19 protein-coding genes are annotated in these 17,326 nt (G+C 70.9%); 8 read left to right on the plus strand and 11 right to left on the minus strand.

What is annotated here, in order from left to right; translation table 11 throughout:
- The first annotated feature begins 81 nt into the window (after positions 1 to 81).
- Complete coding sequence (locus BMW35_RS12655; protein WP_089669902.1) at positions 82 to 1,119, plus strand: DUF7972 family membrane protein; 1,038 nt, start codon at positions 82 to 84, stop codon at positions 1,117 to 1,119.
- Here the strand turns inward: BMW35_RS12655 and BMW35_RS12660 are convergent.
- The gene (locus BMW35_RS12660; protein WP_089669903.1) at positions 1,107 to 1,601 is read right to left on the minus strand and encodes an HPP family protein; all 495 of its coding nucleotides are present in this window, start codon (positions 1,599 to 1,601) and stop codon (positions 1,107 to 1,109) included. The two genes, BMW35_RS12655 and BMW35_RS12660, sit on opposite strands and share 13 nt — an antisense overlap.
- Positions 1,602 to 1,605: 4 nt before the next feature.
- On the minus strand, positions 1,606 to 3,528 hold the full coding sequence (thrS, locus tag BMW35_RS12665; RefSeq protein WP_089669904.1) for a threonine--tRNA ligase: 1,923 nt from the start codon (positions 3,526 to 3,528) through the stop codon (positions 1,606 to 1,608).
- Positions 3,529 to 3,807: 279 nt separating this feature from the next.
- Between thrS and BMW35_RS12670 the strand changes: the two genes are divergently transcribed.
- Positions 3,808 to 4,017 (plus strand): cold-shock protein, encoded by a 210-nt coding sequence (locus BMW35_RS12670; protein WP_089669905.1) that lies wholly within the window; start codon positions 3,808 to 3,810, stop codon positions 4,015 to 4,017.
- Positions 4,018 to 4,175: 158 nt separating this feature from the next.
- Here the strand turns inward: BMW35_RS12670 and BMW35_RS12675 are convergent, their stop codons facing one another.
- Positions 4,176 to 5,207 (minus strand): dipeptide epimerase, encoded by a 1,032-nt coding sequence (locus BMW35_RS12675; protein WP_089669906.1) that lies wholly within the window; start codon positions 5,205 to 5,207, stop codon positions 4,176 to 4,178.
- Positions 5,204 to 6,217 carry an N-acetyltransferase DgcN family protein gene (locus BMW35_RS12680; protein WP_089669907.1) on the minus strand — a complete coding sequence of 338 codons (1,014 nt, stop codon included), beginning with the start codon at positions 6,215 to 6,217 and terminating at the stop codon, positions 5,204 to 5,206. The genes BMW35_RS12675 and BMW35_RS12680 overlap by 4 nt, the downstream gene beginning before the upstream one ends.
- A 112-nt stretch (positions 6,218 to 6,329) precedes the next feature.
- Between BMW35_RS12680 and BMW35_RS12685 the strand changes: the two genes are divergently transcribed.
- A complete protein-coding gene (locus tag BMW35_RS12685) occupies positions 6,330 to 6,527 on the plus strand; it encodes an HVO_0649 family zinc finger protein (RefSeq protein ID WP_089669908.1) in 198 nt (65 codons plus the stop codon).
- Between the two features lie 2 nt (positions 6,528 to 6,529).
- On the opposite strand, the gene BMW35_RS12690 is transcribed toward BMW35_RS12685, so the two are convergent.
- A complete protein-coding gene (locus BMW35_RS12690; protein WP_089669909.1) occupies positions 6,530 to 7,477 on the minus strand; it encodes a Vms1/Ankzf1 family peptidyl-tRNA hydrolase in 948 nt (315 codons plus the stop codon).
- Positions 7,478 to 7,539: 62 nt separating this feature from the next.
- Positions 7,540 to 7,878 (minus strand): DUF5802 family protein, encoded by a 339-nt coding sequence (locus BMW35_RS12695; RefSeq protein ID WP_089669910.1) that lies wholly within the window; start codon positions 7,876 to 7,878, stop codon positions 7,540 to 7,542.
- 114 nt (positions 7,879 to 7,992) lie between these two features.
- On the opposite strand from BMW35_RS12695, the gene BMW35_RS12700 reads away from it, so the two are divergent.
- The 3 genes from BMW35_RS12700 to BMW35_RS12710 are packed head-to-tail and all read left to right on the plus strand — an operon-like array spanning position 7,993 to position 10,882.
- On the plus strand, positions 7,993 to 8,646 hold the full coding sequence (locus BMW35_RS12700; protein ID WP_089669911.1) for an ArsR/SmtB family transcription factor: 654 nt from the start codon (positions 7,993 to 7,995) through the stop codon (positions 8,644 to 8,646).
- 35 nt (positions 8,647 to 8,681) lie between these two features.
- A complete protein-coding gene (gene gatD, locus BMW35_RS12705) occupies positions 8,682 to 9,953 on the plus strand; it encodes a Glu-tRNA(Gln) amidotransferase subunit GatD (RefSeq protein WP_089669912.1) in 1,272 nt (423 codons plus the stop codon).
- The gene (locus BMW35_RS12710) at positions 9,950 to 10,882 is read left to right on the plus strand and encodes a GNAT family N-acetyltransferase (RefSeq protein ID WP_089669913.1); all 933 of its coding nucleotides are present in this window, start codon (positions 9,950 to 9,952) and stop codon (positions 10,880 to 10,882) included. Before gatD ends, BMW35_RS12710 begins: the two co-directional genes overlap by 4 nt.
- Here BMW35_RS12710 and BMW35_RS12715 read toward each other — a convergent pair whose 3' ends face one another.
- Genes BMW35_RS12715 through BMW35_RS12730 form a run of 4 tightly spaced genes read right to left on the minus strand, consistent with a single transcriptional unit; the run spans position 10,883 to position 14,338 of the window.
- Positions 10,883 to 11,635 (minus strand): glycerophosphodiester phosphodiesterase, encoded by a 753-nt coding sequence (locus BMW35_RS12715; RefSeq protein ID WP_089669914.1) that lies wholly within the window; start codon positions 11,633 to 11,635, stop codon positions 10,883 to 10,885. It lies immediately after the preceding gene.
- The gene (locus BMW35_RS12720; RefSeq protein ID WP_089669915.1) at positions 11,635 to 11,913 is read right to left on the minus strand and encodes a ubiquitin-like small modifier protein 1; all 279 of its coding nucleotides are present in this window, start codon (positions 11,911 to 11,913) and stop codon (positions 11,635 to 11,637) included. The genes BMW35_RS12715 and BMW35_RS12720 overlap by 1 nt, the downstream gene beginning before the upstream one ends.
- A 32-nt stretch (positions 11,914 to 11,945) precedes the next feature.
- On the minus strand, positions 11,946 to 13,112 hold the full coding sequence (locus BMW35_RS12725; RefSeq protein ID WP_089669916.1) for a DUF8167 domain-containing protein: 1,167 nt from the start codon (positions 13,110 to 13,112) through the stop codon (positions 11,946 to 11,948).
- Positions 13,109 to 14,338: a TrkA C-terminal domain-containing protein gene (locus tag BMW35_RS12730; RefSeq protein ID WP_089669917.1), complete on the minus strand. Its 1,230-nt coding sequence runs from the start codon at positions 14,336 to 14,338 to the stop codon at positions 13,109 to 13,111. The genes BMW35_RS12725 and BMW35_RS12730 overlap by 4 nt, the downstream gene beginning before the upstream one ends.
- A 95-nt stretch (positions 14,339 to 14,433) precedes the next feature.
- On the opposite strand from BMW35_RS12730, the gene BMW35_RS12735 reads away from it, so the two are divergent.
- Both BMW35_RS12735 and BMW35_RS15700 read left to right on the plus strand, forming a co-directional pair.
- Entirely contained in the window at positions 14,434 to 15,600 is a 1,167-nt protein-coding gene (locus BMW35_RS12735) for an NAD-binding protein (protein ID WP_089669918.1), read from the plus strand.
- Between the two features lie 55 nt (positions 15,601 to 15,655).
- Complete coding sequence (locus BMW35_RS15700) at positions 15,656 to 15,826, plus strand: hypothetical protein (protein ID WP_177170841.1); 171 nt, start codon at positions 15,656 to 15,658, stop codon at positions 15,824 to 15,826.
- Positions 15,827 to 15,842: 16 nt separating this feature from the next.
- Here BMW35_RS15700 and BMW35_RS12740 read toward each other — a convergent pair whose 3' ends face one another.
- Positions 15,843 to 17,291, minus strand: a complete 1,449-nt coding sequence (locus tag BMW35_RS12740) for an HPP family protein (protein ID WP_089669919.1) — start codon at positions 17,289 to 17,291, stop codon at positions 15,843 to 15,845.
- Positions 17,292 to 17,326 lie beyond the last annotated feature (35 nt).

Here is a 17,326-nt window from a genome sequence, read left to right on the forward strand (position 1 = left end):
ACCCAGTTATCGGTCCCGTCTCCACGGCGGCCGGCGTCCCGCACGTACCGTTATCCCGGCGGCCGTTGTACGTCTCGACGAATGTCGGACGACCAGCCGAGCGACGAGATGAGCGAACGCGGCCCGCGGGACAGCCGCCGCGTCTGGCTGGCGATGGAGGCCGACCGCCGCGCAGTCACGGGCGGCCTGCTCACCGTCGTGTTCGTCTCGCTCGTCACCGCCGGAACCCTGCTCCCGTGGTCGGCGTACTCTCTGTTGACCGCCGGCGACCCCCACGAGACGCTGTTCAACGCGCTCGTCGGCGCGACCATCACGGGCGTCACGCTCGTGTTGACACTCAGCCAGCTCGTGCTCTCCCAGGAACTCGGCTCCGTCGGCGACCAGCGCGACCGCATGGAGGGCGCGGTCTCGTTCCGGTCGGACGTCGCGGACGCCATCGGCGTGGACGTCGCGCCGACGGAGCCGTCGGCGTTCCTGCGCACGCTCGTCGTGGATACTCGCGAGCGGGCCGAACAGCTTCGGGACGCCGCTCCGGACGGCGACGCGGGCGACGCCGTGGAGACGTACACCGACAACCTCGTGCAGAACGCCGACAGGGTCGTCGCGCAACTCCGCGGCACGGAGTTCGGGACGTTCGACGTGCTGCGGGCCGCGCTGAACTACAACTACTCGTGGAAAATCTACGCCGGCGAGCGCCTGCGCGCCGACCACGGCGACGCCCTCTCCGAGCGCGCGAACGGGACGCTCGACGACCTCCTGGAGACGCTGCGGCTGTTCGGGCCGGCGCGGGAACACTTCAAGACGCTGTACTTCCAGTGGGAGCTCTCCGAGCTCTCCCGGACGCTGCTGTACGCCGCTGTCCCCGCGCTCGTCGTCTCCATCGCCGCACTCCTGCTGTTCAATCCGGCCCAGTACCCGGGGACGACGCTCGGCGTCAACCACGCGCTGCTCGTCGTGAGCGCCGCCGCCACCGTCGCCTCGCTGCCGTTCCTCGTCCTGCTGTCGTACATCGTCCGCATCGTCACCGTCACGAAACGCACGCTGTCCATCGGCGCGTTCGTCCTCCGCGAGACGGACCACGCGACCGACAGCGAGCTCGCCCGCGACTACAGCGAGTAGGGCGGCCGCCACGGCCCCAGCCGGCGCACGGCGGTGTGGGTCGCGACGAGCACGAGCACGCCGACGCCGAACGCCGCGACGTCCAGCGCGCCGTCGGCGATGCCCAGCGAGACGATGAGCACGGTCGCGTACGCGGGCGGGTGAACGCTGTCGGTCACGGTCATCCCCACAGTCGCGGCGACGGTAGCGACGAGCGCCGCCGCGACGCGACGCAGCCCCGCCGGCGACCCGGCCGGCGCGTCGAGCAGCGGTGCCGCGGCGCTGGCGAACGCGAGCACCGCGAGGAACGCCACCAGCGCGCCGACGAACTGCCCGACGACCACCCGTCGCGGCCGGTCGTCGACGGCGGCGAGCACGTACGCCGACGGCCCCAGACTCGGTAGCAGCGCCGCCGTCCCCGTCGCCCACGCTATCGAGCCGAGCACAGCCAGCAGGAACGCGACGTACGTGCCGGCGGCGAGGCCGACCGGGCCCCGCGCCATCCGGCTAGTCGAGGAAGTCCGGTTCGGTGCGCTTCCCGTCGACCTCGCTGTCGAGGTGCGCGAGGAAGTCGTCGAGCGCGACGTCCTTCTGCTCGCGCTCCTGCCGGTCTCGCACCGACACCGTCTCGGCGTCCTCCTCGTCGTCGCCGAGGACGAGCATGTACGGGACGTTGTCGTCGTGGGCCTGCTGGATCTTCCGGCCGACCGTCCAGTCGCGGTCCTCGACCTCCACGCGGTAGCCGTCGAGCTCGTTCTTCACGCGGTGGGCGTACCCGAGGTTGTCGTCCGTCACGGGGAGGATGCGCACCTGCTCGGGCGCGAGCCACGTCGGGAACCGGCCGTTGTAGTGCTCGATGAGCACCATGAAGAACCGCTCGTAGCTGCCGTAGAGTGCGCGGTGGATCATCACCGGCTGGTGGGCGTCGTTGTCCGAGCCCGTGTACTCCAGGTCGAAGCGGTCGGGCATGTTGAAGTCGAGCTGGACCGTCGGGCCGTCCCACGAGCGGCCGAGCGCGTCGGAGAACCCGAAGTCGATCTTCGGCCCGTAGAACGCGCCGTCGCCCGGTTCGACCTCGTAGTCGACGCCCTGCTGGTCGAGCACCTCGCGGAGTTGGCTCTCGGACTTCTCCCAGATTTCGTCACTCCCGACGGACTTCTCCGGGCGCGTGGCGAGCGCGACCTCGTAGTCGAGGTCGAAGGTGTCCAGGACCTCGGTGATGGTGTCCATCAGCCGCCGGACCTCCTCCTCGATCTGGTCGGCGCGCGCGAACACGTGGCCGTCGTCGATGGTGAACGCCCACACCCGCGAGAGCCCGGAGAGCTCGCCGCGCTGCTCCTTGCGGTAGACTTTGCCGTCTTCGAAGTACCGCACCGGGAGGTCGCGGTAGCTCCACGATCCCTCGTTGAAGATGGTGGCGTGGCCCGGGCAGTTCATCGGCTTCAGGCCGTACTCCTCGTCGTTCACGTCGAGGAGGAACATGTCGTCGACGTAGTTGTCGTAGTGCCCGGACTGCTTCCACAGCTCCGTGCGGAACAGGTGGGGGGTCTCGACCTCCTCGTAGCCCATCTCGCGGTTCAGGCCGTGGACGAAGTCGGAGAGCTCCCGCAGCACCGTCTTCCCGTTCGGGTGGTAGAGCGGGAGCCCGGGACCGGTGACGTCCGGGATGGAGAACAGGTCCATCTCCTGGCCGAGCTTGCGGTGGTCGCGCTCCTGGGCCTCCTCGCGGCGTTCGAGGTAGTCCTCCAGTTCGCTCTCGGAGGGGAACGCCGTCCCGTACACGCGCGTGAGGGTCTCCCGCTCCTCGTCGCCGCGCCAGTACGCGGCGGAGGTCTCCAGCACCTCGAAGCCGCCGATTTCGCCCGTCGAGTCGACGTGCGGACCGCGGCAGAGATCCTCGAAGTCGCCCTGCTCGTAGAAGCTCACGGTGTCGCCGCCCGCGGCCTCCGTCTCCAGAATCTCGCGCTTGAACTCGTTGTCCTCGTACGCGGCTTCGGCGTCCTCGCGGGCGACCTCGACGCGCTCGACGTCGAGGTCGTCGTCGATGATGGACTCGGCCTCGGCCTGAATCTCGTCGAGGTCGTCGGCGTCCAGCTCGACGTTCGCCACGTCGTAGTAGAAGCCCTCGTCGGTGTACGGACCGATGGTGAGCTTCGCGTCGGGGTGGTGGCGGAGGATTGCCTGCGCGAGCACGTGCGCGGCCGTGTGCCGGAGCGCGTCGAGGTACTCGTCGCTCTGGTCGGTGACAATCTCGATCTCGCAGTCCTCCGTGAGGGGCTGCTCTTTGGCCACCAGCTCGTGGTCTATCTTCCCCGCGACTGTGTCACGGCCGAGGCCAGCCCCAATTTCGTACGCTACGTCCTCGACCGTCGCGCCGGACTCCACGTCGAGCGTGGACCCGTCCGGCAGCGTCACAGTGACCGAACTCATTACACAGTTGCTTCGCCGGGAGGGCTCCATAAGCCTGTTGAGACTGTGCGACTGCTTCAGGGAGTCCGGGCGGTCGTCGGAACTCTTCCGGGGCCGCCGAGTCCCCACACGCCTGACACAGTGGCACAGGGGACGGGCGACTGAACGGAGGGCAGAACCGGCCGAACGGCCGCCAATGGTCCACTGTCGCCCGGCGAGACGGATATTCGTCCAATCACAGTCCGTGGTACCGCGACACTCGCAACGCTTATCCCCGAACCGGCCCTACGGTTGTTTGCAATGGCAGAAGGTAAGGTTGACTTCTTCAACGACACGGGCGGCTACGGTTTCATTTCGACTGACGCAGACGACGTCGACGACGACGAGGACGTTTTCTTCCACATGGAGGACGTTGGCGGTCCTGACCTCGAGGAGGGGCAGGAAGTCGAGTTCGACATCGAGTCGTCCCCGAAGGGCCCGCGCGCAACGAACCTCGTCCGTAACGAGTAACACCGCCGCCCGTCGTTTCTGACGACGGTCGACGATTCATTTCACTATTCACGCCCCGTAGCTCGCGCTGTGCGAACTGTTCGGGCGTGCAGATTTCTCCCGCGTAGTGACAGCGCCCGGTAATCACTGACTACAAAGAACGACAGCGAGTGACCGCGCTACTCCCGCGCGCCCGTCCCGGGCCGGTCGACCGCCTGCAGGTCGACGTGGCCGGCGGGCAGCGGGACGCCGTCGAAGTCGTCGTCGGCGAGCAGCAGCGAGCCGTCGAGGTCGGCGTAGTCCAGCAGCGGCGCGAGGTGGGCGGCGGCCGCGATGCTGGCGTTCGACTCTATCATGCAGCCACACATCACTTCCAGCCCGTGGGCCTTCGCGGTGTGAATCAGGCGCTTGGCTTCGCGCAGCCCGCCGGTCTTCATCAGTTTGAGGTTCGCAATATCGCACTTGTCCGCTATCTGTGGCACGTCGCTGGCCGTGACGCAGGACTCGTCGGCGGCGATGGGAAGTGCGGCGCGCTCGTAGACGAACCGCAGCCCCTCGGGGTTCTCCGCCGGGACGGGCTGTTCGACGAACTCGACGCCGTAGTCCGCCACCCACTCGATGTTCCGGACGGCCTCCCGGGGGCTCCAGGCCTCGTTCGCGTCGACGCGGATGGTGGCGTCGGGCGCGGCCTCCCGCACCGTCGACAGCAACGCCTCGTCGCGGGGCGTCCCGAGTTTGACTTTCAGCGTGCCGTAGCCGGCGTCGACCGCCTGCCGGGTCTTCTCCCGCATCGTCTCCGCGTCGTCGATGCCGATGGTGTAGGAGCTGTCCAGGCTCTTCGCGGGGTCCAGCCCCCAGTACTGGTAGAGCGGGAGGCCGGCGCGCTTCGCGGCGAGGTCGTGGCACGCGATGGACACCGCGGCGCGTGCGGCGGGGTTGTCTCGGACGACCTCGTTCATACCTGCCTCGATGCGGGCGAGGTTTTCGGGGTCATCGACGCGCTCGACGACGTCCAGCAGCGACGGAAGGACGGCCTCCACCGTCCCGGCGGTCTCGCCGTAGTGAGCGGCGGGCGCTGCGCCGCCCACGCCCGTGTGCCCCTCCTCGTCGTGGACTTCGACGACGACGTTCGCAGCGGTCTCCTGGGTGCCGCGGGCGATGGTGAACGGGTGTTCCAGCTCGAACTCGCGGCGCTCGAACTCGGTCCTCATCGAATCGCCTCCAGAACGGACTCCGTGCCGAACCGGACCGGGTCGTCCGCAGGTGCGTCGATGGTGTCGGCGAACTCGGCGACGGCGTCGCGGGCGGCCTCGTCGCCGTCGACGCTCCGGGTGTTCAGCATCCCGCCGACCACGTCGCTGTCACTGACCGGCCCGGCGAACTGCTCGTAGCGCCCCGGGAACGACTCGACGGGCGGAATCGGCTGGTCGTAGCCGTGGACGGACTCCCGACCGACTTCGTGACAGAGCACGAGGTGGTCTGGCTGGGAGCCGTGGACGATGCTCGCCGTCACGCCCGAGTAGGCGGGGTGGACGATGCTGCCCTGGCCCTCCACGAACACGTAGTCGTGGTCTTCGGCGGCGTCGAGGACCATCGCCTCGACGGCCCCGGCGGCGAAGTCAGAGACGACGCGGTCGACGGGCACGCCCTCGCCCTCGATGAGGATGCCGGTCTGGCCGGTCGCGACGAACGCGGCGTCCATTCCCTGTTCGCGGGCGTCCTCGTAGAGTTCGCGGGTGGCGGTCATCTTCCCGACCGAGCAGTCGGTCCCGACCGTGGTGACGACGGTTGCGTCGACGCTGCCGGCGGTGCCCTCGGCGACGCCGATGTCCTCGGGCGGGCTCCGGACGTCCCAGAGGTCGCAGCCGTGTTCGGCGGCGAGGCCGGCGAACTCCTCGTCGTCGGCGAGGAAGTAGTGGAGGCCGGCGTACACGTCTGCGCCGCGTTCGAGCGCCGTCCGGACGTCGGGTCGCCACGACTCCTCGAAGCCGCCGCCGATGGGCGCGATGCCGACGACGAGCGCGTCGACGTCCGCGCCCACGTCGTCCATCGACGCGACGACGGGCGCGTCCTGCACGTCCGGGACGTGGTCGGCGACCCGGCTGCCGGCGGTGCCGCGGTCGAGGACGGCGACGACGTCGTAGTCGGCGTACCGCAGCACGCCGACCGCGGTCTTCGCGCGGTCCGGGAACTGCTCGTGAGCGAGCAAGGCGACGTTCATGGCGAACCGGTCGCTCCCGGCCGTCGTAAACCTGATGCAGTGGGCAAGGGCAGTGCCGTGTTTACTGTGAACTACCCACACAGTTTTGATGGTCCGCGGTGTACCGACTGGCATGGCGACGAAAGAACGAGGCGTGACCGCGCTCGACCGACTGCGCAGTCGCTACGAGCGCGTGGACACGACCTGCTCGGCCTGCGGGTACGACGACGAGGACGGCCGGTGGCGGTCGACGACGGACGGCAGCCAGGTCCACTACAGTCACGTCTGCCCGCGCTGCGGCGCGGTCCGGAAGCGGACCTACCGCCTGTAGCCCTACAGCAGCGACAGCGGCACGCTCCAGAAGTCCTCGTGAGCGTGCGCGAGCGCGTCCTCGGGGTCGCCCGTCGCGTCCACGGCCGCCGTCGCGTCCGCGTCGAACTCCCCGAGCAGCGTCTCCTGACCGACCACGAAGACCCGGTCGGCGTCCACGTCCGCGAGCGCCGCCTGGCACTTCTCGACGTGCTCCCGAATCTGGTCGTCGCGGATGCGCTCGAACCGCGACTGGGAGAACCCGCCCTTCGAGTGGTCGCTTTTCACGTCGCTCTCGAACCCCTCGAACGACTCGCGCTCTACTGCTCGCGGGTCGCGAAGCTCCCCGCTCGCACTGGTCGCGGCCTCGCTCTGGCCGGCCGCGCGGTCCGAGTACACTCCCAGCGCGAACAGGTCCGCGCGAACCACGGCGAGCGCGTACCGGCCCGACGGCTCGAACCACGCCCGCTCGATGCGCGCCCCGTCGCCGTACTCGCAGAACGCGTCCTCGGGCGGGTTCGGCGGTCGCAGCGCCGCGGAGACGACGCCGTCCTGGTCGCGCACCACGAGACACGGTGCCGCTCGCGCCACGAGCGGCGCGCGTTCTCCGAGCGCGTCCCGGACCGCTTCCGGCGGCTCGTCGGGGACGTACGCGGTCAGGACGCCTTCCTCGCCCGCCCGGAGGCTGTCGAGCAGCGTGAGCACGCGCGCCCGGCGGCGGCCCCGGAGGTCGACCCGCCCGCGGAACTCGGGGCCGGCGTCTTCGCCGCCGACGCGGTCCAGGCGGTCTTCGAGTTCGGTGACCTTGTCCTCCAGTTCGTTCACGCGGCGCTCGGCCGCCTGCCGCTCCCGGCTCGCCTCGCTGCGGCGCTCTTCCTCGGCCGCCAGCTGGTTCGCCAGCGACTCCTTGTCGGCCTCTAGCTCCTCGATGCGCTCCTTGAGTTCGGTGCGCCCGAGGATGTCGTCCAGCATGGACGGACGGCGGACGCCCGCGAGTAAAGGCGTTGTGTCCGCTCCGGTGCTGTCTCGCCGAGTCAGACCGCGCCGATGTTCAGGAGACGGGCGGCGTGGTCGCGTTTCGCCAGCAGCACCTCCGCCAGCGTCGGGGGATTGTCCACGCTCAGCCCCTCCAGGAGGTCAGCTGGCACGGCGAGTGTTCGCTGCGGGACGCTCTCCTCTCCGTCTACCGCGAGGTGTGCCTCCCCGAGTTTCATCACGAGGGGGAGGTCGGTGCGGGATAGTCCGTCGTCTGTCGCGTACAGCTGTTCGTTGACCCGCTCGTGCTGGGACCGGTTCATCGCGGCCCGGTCCGTGTCTGCGGGTTCGACGTACAGCCGTCCGAGGTAATAGCCGCTGGAGAACGCCTCGAACATGCATGTCACTCTCTAACGTACTCACTGATAAGTGCGTCGCCGAAGGTTTAAGCCGTACCGCATTTCCACCGAGCAGACACCCTTTTCAGCGCTGACCGACAACCACTGGATAGAATGGACTCCGGGGCACTGCTGGACCTGCTCGGCAACGAGAACCGCCGTCGCATCCTCCGGCTGCTCGCGCGCAAGCCCTGTTACGTCACCGAGATTTCCGAGTACATCGGTGTGAGTCCGAAGGCCGTCATCGACCACCTCCGCCAGCTCGAGGAGGCCGGCCTCGTCGAATCCCGGACCGACGACCAGCGACGGAAGTACTTCAACATCGCCGAGAACCTCCGTCTGGAGGTCCAGCTATCGCCGTTCGCCTTCGGCGCGAAGTCCGCATACCCGGCGAGCGCGGACCTCGATCTGACGCGCTGCCAGTACGTCTCCGTGCGCGTCGAGGAGCGCCACGCCGACGACGACGTCGGCGACCTCGCCGGGAAGCTCGACGAGCTGAAGGACCTCGAACGGGAGCTCTCGCTGGCCCAGCGCTGGGTGCAGGGCCGGCTGGCGGACATCCAGACGGAGCTCGCAGACACCATCGGCGAGGGGCCGGACCGGCTGTACGCCGACGTGCTGGCGGCCGTCGCCGACGGCACGCGGACGCCGTCCGGCGTCGCGGACCGCCTGGAGGCCCCCGAGCCGCTCGTCGAGGGCGTCCTGGAGACGCTCGCCGACCGCGACGTGCTGGCCGCGGACGGCGGCGAGTACCGCATCCCCGAGTAGCAACCTTTTCCTCCGGCGGTCCGGTACGTCGGCGTATGACAGCAGACGCTGGGGACCGCGTGCGCGTCGAGCGCGACGGCCTGACCCACGAGGGCGTGTTGTTGCCGTCGACGTCGCCCGACCACTTGGTCGTGAAACTCGACTCGGGGTACAACGTGGGCGTCGACGCCGACGCGGCCGACGTGGAGGTCCTCGAGGCAGGCGTCTTCGACGACGACGGCGACGAGGACGCGAGTTCGGCCGTCGAGTTCGACGACGACCTGCCGACTATCGCGCTCATCTCGACCGGCGGCACCATCGCGTCGACCGTCGACTACCGGACGGGCGCGGTCACCGCCCAGTTCGACGCCGAGGACGTGCTGCGCGCGGTGCCGGACCTCGCGGGCCGCGCGAACTACCGGGGTCGCGTCGTCGCGAACATCCTCTCGGAGAACATGGAGCCGTCCATCTGGCGGGACCTCGCCGAGGCCGTCCACGAGGAAATCGAGGCGGGCGCGGACGGCGTCGTCGTGATGCACGGCACGGACACGATGCAGTTCTCCGCGAGCGCGCTCTCGTTCATGCTCGACACGCCCGTCCCGGTCGTGTTCACGGGCAGCCAGCGCTCGGCCGACCGACCGTCCTCGGACAACGTGATGAACGCCGTGAGCGCGGTTGAGGCCGCCAAGTCCGACGCCGCCGAGGTCATGGTCTGCATGCACGCCGCCGAGAGCGACGACCGGTGTGCGCTCCACCGCGGCACCCGAGTGCGGAAGAACCACACGAGCCGGCGTGACGCCTTCGAGACCGTGGGTGCCGAGCCGCTGGGCTACGTCAACTACGACGAGGCCAGCGAGGACGCCACCGGCGACCCCCGCGGCGTCGAGTTCACGAAAGCGCACGCCGAGCGCGGCGCGGCCGACCTCGCTATCGACGCCGGCCTCGACCCGGACGTGGAACTGGTGAAGTTCACGCCCGGCATGGACGAGGCGTTCTTCGCGGCCTGCGAGGGCAAGGACGGCGTCGTCGTCGAGGGCACCGGGCTCGGCCACGTCCACACGGACTTCGTGGAGACCGTTGCGGACCTCGTCGACGACGGGACGACGGTCGTGATGACGAGCCAGTGCATCGAGGGCCGCGTCTGCGACCGCGTCTACGACACCGGCCGAGACCTGCTCGACGCCGGCGTCGTGGAGGCCGGTGACACCCTGCCGGGGACGGCGAAAGTCAAACTGATGTGGGCGCTCGCGAACAGCGACGACCCCGAGGCGGCCATGCAGGAGCCGCTCGCGGGCGAACTGACCGAGCAGTCCCGTCCGTGGACATGAGCGTCGAACTCACCATCCGGCAGGCCGAACTGGACGACTACGAGGACGTGGTGGCGTTCACGAGCGACACGTGGTCGGACCGCCGGGAGGACGGCGACTACATCCCGACCATCTTCGAGGACTGGGTGGAGAGCGACGACGAGTACCAGCGCACGTTCGTCGCGGACACCGGCGACGACATCGCGGGCCTCGTCCAGTTCGTCCGGCTCTCCGAGCACGAGGCGTGGGCGCAGGGGATGCGCGCGAACCCCGACTACCGGGGGTCCGGCGTCGGCCTCGAACTCGTCCACGCGGGCTTCGACTGGGCGCGCGAACACGGCGCGACGGTCGCCCGCAACATGGTGTTCTCGTGGAACGTCATGGGGCTCGGGCACTCGCGGGCCGCCGGCTTCGCGCCCGCGTCGGAGTTCCGGTGGGTCCACCCGACGCCCGACGCGTCCGCGTCGCCGAGCCGCGAGGTCACGGACGACGTGAACGCCGCCTGGCGGTTCTGGCAGGACAGCGACGCGCGCGACGCGCTCCGCGGGCTGGCGCTGCACACCGAGGAGTCGTGGGCGCTCGCCGAACTCACCCGCGACCGGCTGGCCGCGGCCCGCGACGAGCGCGACGGCCTGCTCGTCGTCCAGGACGAATCGACCGGAACCGAGGGGTTCACGTTCCGCACGCGGACCTACGAGCGCGAGGACGACGACGGCGTCGCGCAGACGTGGGCCGAGTACGGCGTCGCCGGCTGGACGGACCGGGACGCCGCCGAGGACCTCCTCGCTGCGGTCGCGCGGGACGCCGCGAGCGTCGACGCCGACCGCACGCGCGTCCTGCTTCCCGAGGACGTCGCGATGGTCAGCGACGTGGCCGTCACTCGAACCGAAATCGGCGACGAACCGGACTTCGTGATGGCCGCCGACCTCACCGCCGACTACCGCGCGTAATCACCGCGATTTCTCGCCGTCCGCGAAGTCGGTGACGCCCGGGTAGTCCGTGATGACGCCGTCGACGCCCGCGTCGCGGCAGACCAGAGCCTCCCGCCACGTCTCGACCGTCCAGGCGTTCACCGCCCAGCCTCGACCGTGTGCGCGTTCCACGAGCGCCGCGTCCACGGCGTCGACCGGCGGGTGGAGTGCTTCGCAGTCGAACTCGCGCGCCCGGTCGAGACCGCGGTCGGCGTCGAGGCAGAGCGCCGCGCGCGGAATCCCCGGTGCGGCCTCGCGCGCGGCGGCGAGCGCGCCGTCGAAAAAAGACGAGAACACGACCGGCGCGTCGGCGGCGTCGAGGACACTCGCGACGCGCTCGACGAACGGCCGCCAGCGCGACTCGTCGGGGCCGGACCGACCGATGGTCGCCTCGACACCGGGCGTTTTGAGTTCGACGTGGAGGACCGTATCGGCCGGAACAGTCTCTGCCACGGCGTCGAGCGTCGGGACGCCCTCGCCCGAGCCCAACACGTCGGCCTCGCGGAGCGCGTCGGGGCTCGCGTCCCAGACGAACCCCGCGCCGTCCGTGATGCCACGGGAGTCGCTGCTGTCGTCTAGCCGGTGGTCGTGGAAGACGACCGGCGTGCCGTCGCTGGCCGGCTGGACGTCCACTTCCACTCCGTCCGCGCTCCCGCCGACCGCGGCCTCGACGGCTGCGAGCGTGTTCTCGGGGGCGACGCCGGCGAACCCCCGGTGTGCGAGTTCGCGCATCAGCCGCCGCTGACCGGCGGGAACATCGCCAGTTCGTCTCCCGGTTCGACCGGCGTGTCCATCCCTTCGCCTTCCGTCCTGACGTTCTCGCCGTTCACGAGGACGTTCACGTGGCTGTGCAGGCTGCCGTCGGCGGCGAGCACGCGGTCGCCGAGCGCCGGGCGCGCGTCGAGCAGCGCGTCCAGCGCGTCCCCGACGGTGCCGCCCTCGGGCACCTCGACCGCGACCCGGTCGTCGCCCGCTACGTCCGAGAGGTCTGCGAACAACTGCCACTCCATGCCGTCCCCTCGTCGGTCGCCGGACATAGGTGCTACGGGGCGTCGGTCGCGTCCGGCGCGTCCGGTGCGGCCGTCGCGGTCTCCAGCCGACGGGCGGCGTCGGGCCGCACGACCGCGTACACGGTGTCGCCCGCCGCGAGCGTCCGCGAGCGGTCCGGTATCGAGTCGACGCTCCCGCTCGACCGCACCGCGACCACCACGCCCGCCGCGTCGCGGACGGTCGCACCGTCGAGGTCGCTGCCCGCGGCCACCGACACGACCGTCATCGTCTCGTCGGCACCCCGGAGCAGCGCCGCGAACTGGTGGTCCGCGCCGGGTTCTCGGGGCAGCGTCGCCAGCCGGAAGTCGCCGCCGGCGACCCGCTGTGCGTCGGCGTCGTCCACGGCCAGCGTCACCGCGTCGCCGTGGACGCCCCGAATCTCGGCGGTGGCGACCCGTTCGCGAGCGCTGTCCGCGACCGACCACACCTGCACGAGGTCGCCTGAACTGGCGGCGTACGGCGGGTCGGCGTGGGCCGCGACCGCGGCCGTCCCCGGTGGGAGCGTCGGCCCGATGCCGGCGACCCGGCGGCCGAGCGCGAGGTACGACACCGTGCCGTCCTCGTCGAGTTCCACGTCCACGTAGCCGACGTCGTAGTCGTCTTTCAGCCGGGCGGTCACGCGCTCCCGGAGCTGTTCGACGGTGAGCCGGCGCGGGAACACGAGCGTCTTCCCCGCGAGCTCGGACTTCACGTCCCCGGACACCGGGTCGTAGCCCTCGATGTCCGCGATGTCCTCGGGGAGGTCGACGGCGATGGCTCGCCCCACGCTCTGCACGAAGCCGCCCACGTCGGCCGCCAGTTCGCGGGTGTCGGTCGCGCCCAGCACCAGCACGCCGAGGCGGTCGCCGGCCCGGATGCCCGGCACCACGAGCGCGCCCGCGACCGCGAACGCCGCGAGGTTGAACGCGACCACGAGCGGCTCCAGCGGGCCCGTGCTGCCACTGATTGCCTGCCCGAGCGCCACCCGGGTGTTGAGGTACAGCGTCACGACCGTGGCGTCGACCAGCAGCGCCACGCCGAACGGAATCTGCTGGCGGAAGTACCACCGGAACACCGCCGCGAGCACGGCGACGACGCCCGTCGCCACGATGACGACGGCGGCGACCTCGACGGCGGACTGCGTCGGCAGGCCGTCCACGACCGTCGCGGGGGTCGTCACGCCACCACCTCCGCGAACCGGTCGATGTCGGCCCGCGACCCGGCGACGAACAGCTCGTCGCCGGCCGCGAGCGCCCGGTCGTCCTCGGGTGCGATTCGCCAGCTCCCGCCGTCGCGGACTGCCAGCACCGCGACGCCGTACTCTTCGCGGACGCCGCCCGGGGAGGCCGCCACTCCGAGCGGGTCGTTCTCGCCGAGCGCGAGCCGCCGGACGCGCTGTCCGGCCCGCCGCAGCACGCCCAGCAGCTCGTACTCGCGGCCCGTCCCCCGGGCCTCGACGACGACCGGCGCGCGGTCGGTGTCGAGCAGCCGGTCGGCGTCGGATCGGCTCACGGCCACCGTCACGCGGCCCTCGCCGCCGGTCGTCGTGGGGGCCGACGGCGCGACCGGCGTGTCGTCCTCGTGGGCGTCCTCCGCGGCCGATTCGGGGTCGGCCGACGCGGCCTGCGGCGGCGTTCCACCGTCCGAGCGTGCGGACACGACCGTCCCCTCGACGCGGCCGTCGTCCAGCAGCACCGCCACCTCGTCGCCGCGGGCCATCCCCGTCGGCACCAGCGTCTCCACCGACACCGCCCGCCTCCCCGTCGGCGTGCGCTTCGAGACGCCGGCCGCAGGCGGTGCCGCGGCGAGGTTCGCGCGGCCGCGCTCGTCGACCGACACCGACACCTCCTGCAGGTCGAACTCCGATCGCAGCCGGTCGGTCACCCGTTCCTCCAGTTCGGAGAGCCGGAGGTCGCCCGGGAACTGCCACGCCACTGCGCGAAGCTCGGCGCGCAGCGGCTCCGGCAGCGGCGGATACCCCTCCACGTCGCGGACGCTCCCGACGACCCGGACGGTGACCTCGCTGCGGCCGCCGACGAGGTCGACCACGTCGGCGTGCAGCGTGCGGTCCCGCAGCCCCCGGAGCGTGATGCGGCGCGGCAGGTCTGCACCCAGCCGGTCGCCGACGGCGTGCGTGTACAGCGTCAGCATCGTCACCACCAGCAAGGCGACCACGAGCGTCGCGGCGTTCGCAGCGCCCGTGATAGAGGGGTCCGCGAACGCCAGCAGCCCGCCGTTGACGCCGGCGAGCGCGACGCCGAGCACGACGACACCGAACGCGGGCACCGTCAGCCCGACGACGTACCGGAACAGGAACCCGAGGCCGAACGCGACCACCGCCGGCACGACGCCAGCCAGCAGCCCGAGATAGATGCCGTGCAACACCTGCACGGGGAGCGCAGTCATACACCCGGCCAGTCGCGCTGTCGTCAAAACCCTACCGACGCGGGCGACGGCCGGACGCCGCCGGTCTTAAGCCGCACCGCCCCCGGCGTAGGGGTATGGACCTGCCGGGCGTCGAGCGAGTGACCGGCCGCGTAGCGGTGGCGTTGACGCTCGCAGTCGCGGCGCTGTCCGTCGCCACGGGCATCCTCGGCATCGTCGACCCCGCCGCGAGCTTCGGGCCGGTCGCGCGCTACGTTCCGGTCCCGGTCAGCCAGACGGCGGGGTTCACCGGCTCGCTGACGGGGTTCCTGATGGTGATGAGCGCGTTCGGGCTGCGCCGCGGGCTGCGGGTCGCGTGGTACTCCACGCTCGTCCTGCTGCCCGTGACCGCCGTCCAGGGCCTCGTGCAGGCGACGCCGTACTCCGTACCGCTGGTCGCGCTCTCCGTCGTCGCGATTCCCGTGCTTGCCGTCGCCCGCAGCCGATTCGACGAGCCGATTTCGCTGTCGACGAGCCAGCTCGCCGCGGGCGGCGCGCTCGCCGGCGTGCAGGCCTACGGCACCATCGGCACGTACGCGCTGCGCGGCGACCGCGGCTTCACTGGCGTCTCGACGATGCTCGACGCCTTCTACTACACGCTGGTCACGTCCAGCACCGTCGGCTACGGCGACCTCACGCCGACCACGCAGGAAGCCCGGCTGTTCTCGCTGTCCGTGGTCGTCCTCGGCACAGCGAGTTTCGCCATCGCACTCGGCGCGCTGCTCGGCCCCGCCCTCGAAGCCCGGTTCGCGAGCGCACTCGGACGCATGACACAGAGCGACCTCGAGTCCCTCGACGGCCACGTGGTCGTCGCGGGCTACGGCGACCTGACGGAACCGATTCTGACCGAACTCGCGACGAGCGGCCGGCGGTTCGTCGTGCTCACCACCGACGAACAGAGTGCTTCGGAACTCCGCGAGCGCGGCGTGGACGTGCTCGCTGCCGACCCGGCCGACGACGAGGCTCTGATTCGGGCTCGCGTCGACCGCGCCCGCGCCGTCGTGACGGCGACCAGCGACGACGGCGAGGACGCCCTGGTCGTGTTGACGGTCCGCGAGAACCACCCGGACGTCCGCGTCGTCGCCGCCGCCACCGAACAGGAGAACGAGGCGAAACTCCGGCGCGCGGGCGCGGACACCGTTATCAGTCCCGCGGTCATCGGCGGTCGACTGCTCGCGCGCTCCGCGCTCGGCGACCGGAGTGCCGAACAGGAGGCCGAGGACGTCCTCGACGACCTCGCCTGACCACCTCGCGACCACCGCCGACAGCTTCTTGCTCCAGCGTCCGGTGCGTCCGAGTGTGACCCCGAGAACCATACTCGGTTCTGTCTTGCTCGCGGCCGGCGCTGCCCAGTTGGCCGCCGTCCCCGGGTACGACCACCGCGAGTCGGCAGTCGTCGCGTTCGCGGTCGGCACGCTCCTGGTCGCGGCCGGGTACGTCGTTGCTCCGCAGACTGACTCGCCGCTGTGACTGCGCGGCTACCGCTTCACCCGGTGTGGACGAGTGCGACGTCCGTCTCGATGTTCTGCAGGCGCTCGTAGGTCGGCCGGGAGACGAACTTCGAGGCGGCCGACCGGTCCGTGCTCGCCCCGAGGAACACGAGGTCGTAGTGGGTGTCGTTGCGCTGGACGAACTCCTCGACGGTCGACCGCGAGACGCGCGTCTCGCACCGCGCCTCGACGGTCTCCGTGAGGTTCGCGAGCATCGACTCCGTCCGCCGCCGCTCGCGCTCCACGTCGATGCACGAACAGACGCTCACGGACCCGTTGCGGCCGGCGAGCCGGCCGGCGTAGTCCAGCATCGCGTGCGCCACGTCTGACGCGCCCCGCACTGGGACCATGATGCGCTTCCAGCGCGTGCGGTCGGAGGCCGCCTGCAGCGCGACCACGTCGAGGTCGCTGCCGAGCAGCGTCCGGACGAACGCCGCCGGGCCGCCGTCGTCGGCGTGCTCGAACGGCGTCACGACGAGGTCGCAGTTCACCTCGCCGGCCGTCGACACCACGGTCTTCGCGTGGTTGTCGTCGGCGACCGCCACCACGACGTCGCAGGGGACGCCGACCTTCGTCTCGATGTTCGCGGCCTGCGCTTCGAGGCGACGCGACGCGGCGTCCGCGGCCTCTGCTTCGGCGACGGACGCGGCACCCTCGACGTAGTCGGGGCTGTCGCCGTCCTCGTCGACGTTGCGCTCGGCGGCCGCGACCTCCTCGTCGTCGACGACGTGGAGCAACACCACCTTCCCGGCGTCGTGGGCGGCGGCGATACGCGCGCCCAGCATCGCGGTCTTCGCCGCGTGTTCGCCGCGCATCGGCACGATGACGTGGTCGTCGACCTCCGTCGTGTGGTAGAGGTAGCGGGCGCGCTCCTGGTAGACCTCGGAGCGCCAGGCGGAGAACACGACAGCGACCAGCGAGGAGGACAGCGCGACTCCGGCGACGTACGCGAACTGGGCGCTGCCCGTGATGAGCACGAGCAGCGCCGTCGAGTACGCCGTCGGGAGTTCGAGGTCGAGCGCCCACGTCACCGCGCCCGTCAGGAGGATGCCGAGGGCCGCCGCGCCCGCGTCCGCGCCGAGATCGGCCGTCGGGATGCCGTAGAGATACGTCGCAGTCACTTCGACGGCCGCCCACCCGCAGAGCGCGCCGACCGTCAGCCCGCCGACGAACCGCCAGGGGTCCGAGTACCGGCCCTCCGGGTCCGAGAACAGCGTGTACGCGCCCGACGCCAGCGGCGGGAAGAGGAGGAACGAGACGGCGTCGACGGTGTTCGACAGCAGCGTCACGAGGCCGACGAGCAGCGGCACGAACAGCAGCACGGAGACGTGCAGGAGGTTCGACGTCGTCTCCAGCCACCGCCGGAGCTGGCGGAGTTCGCGCCGCTCGACGCGAACGGCGCGCCGCCGTGCGGCCGCGAGCCGTCGTCGGAGCTCGGAGAACACGTCCAGCGAATCGGCGGTCGCTCCCTATGGGTGTT

Origin of the sequence: Halobacterium jilantaiense, from assembly GCF_900110535.1 — an archaeon.
GTDB classification, from domain to species: domain Archaea; phylum Halobacteriota; class Halobacteria; order Halobacteriales; family Halobacteriaceae; genus Halobacterium; species Halobacterium jilantaiense.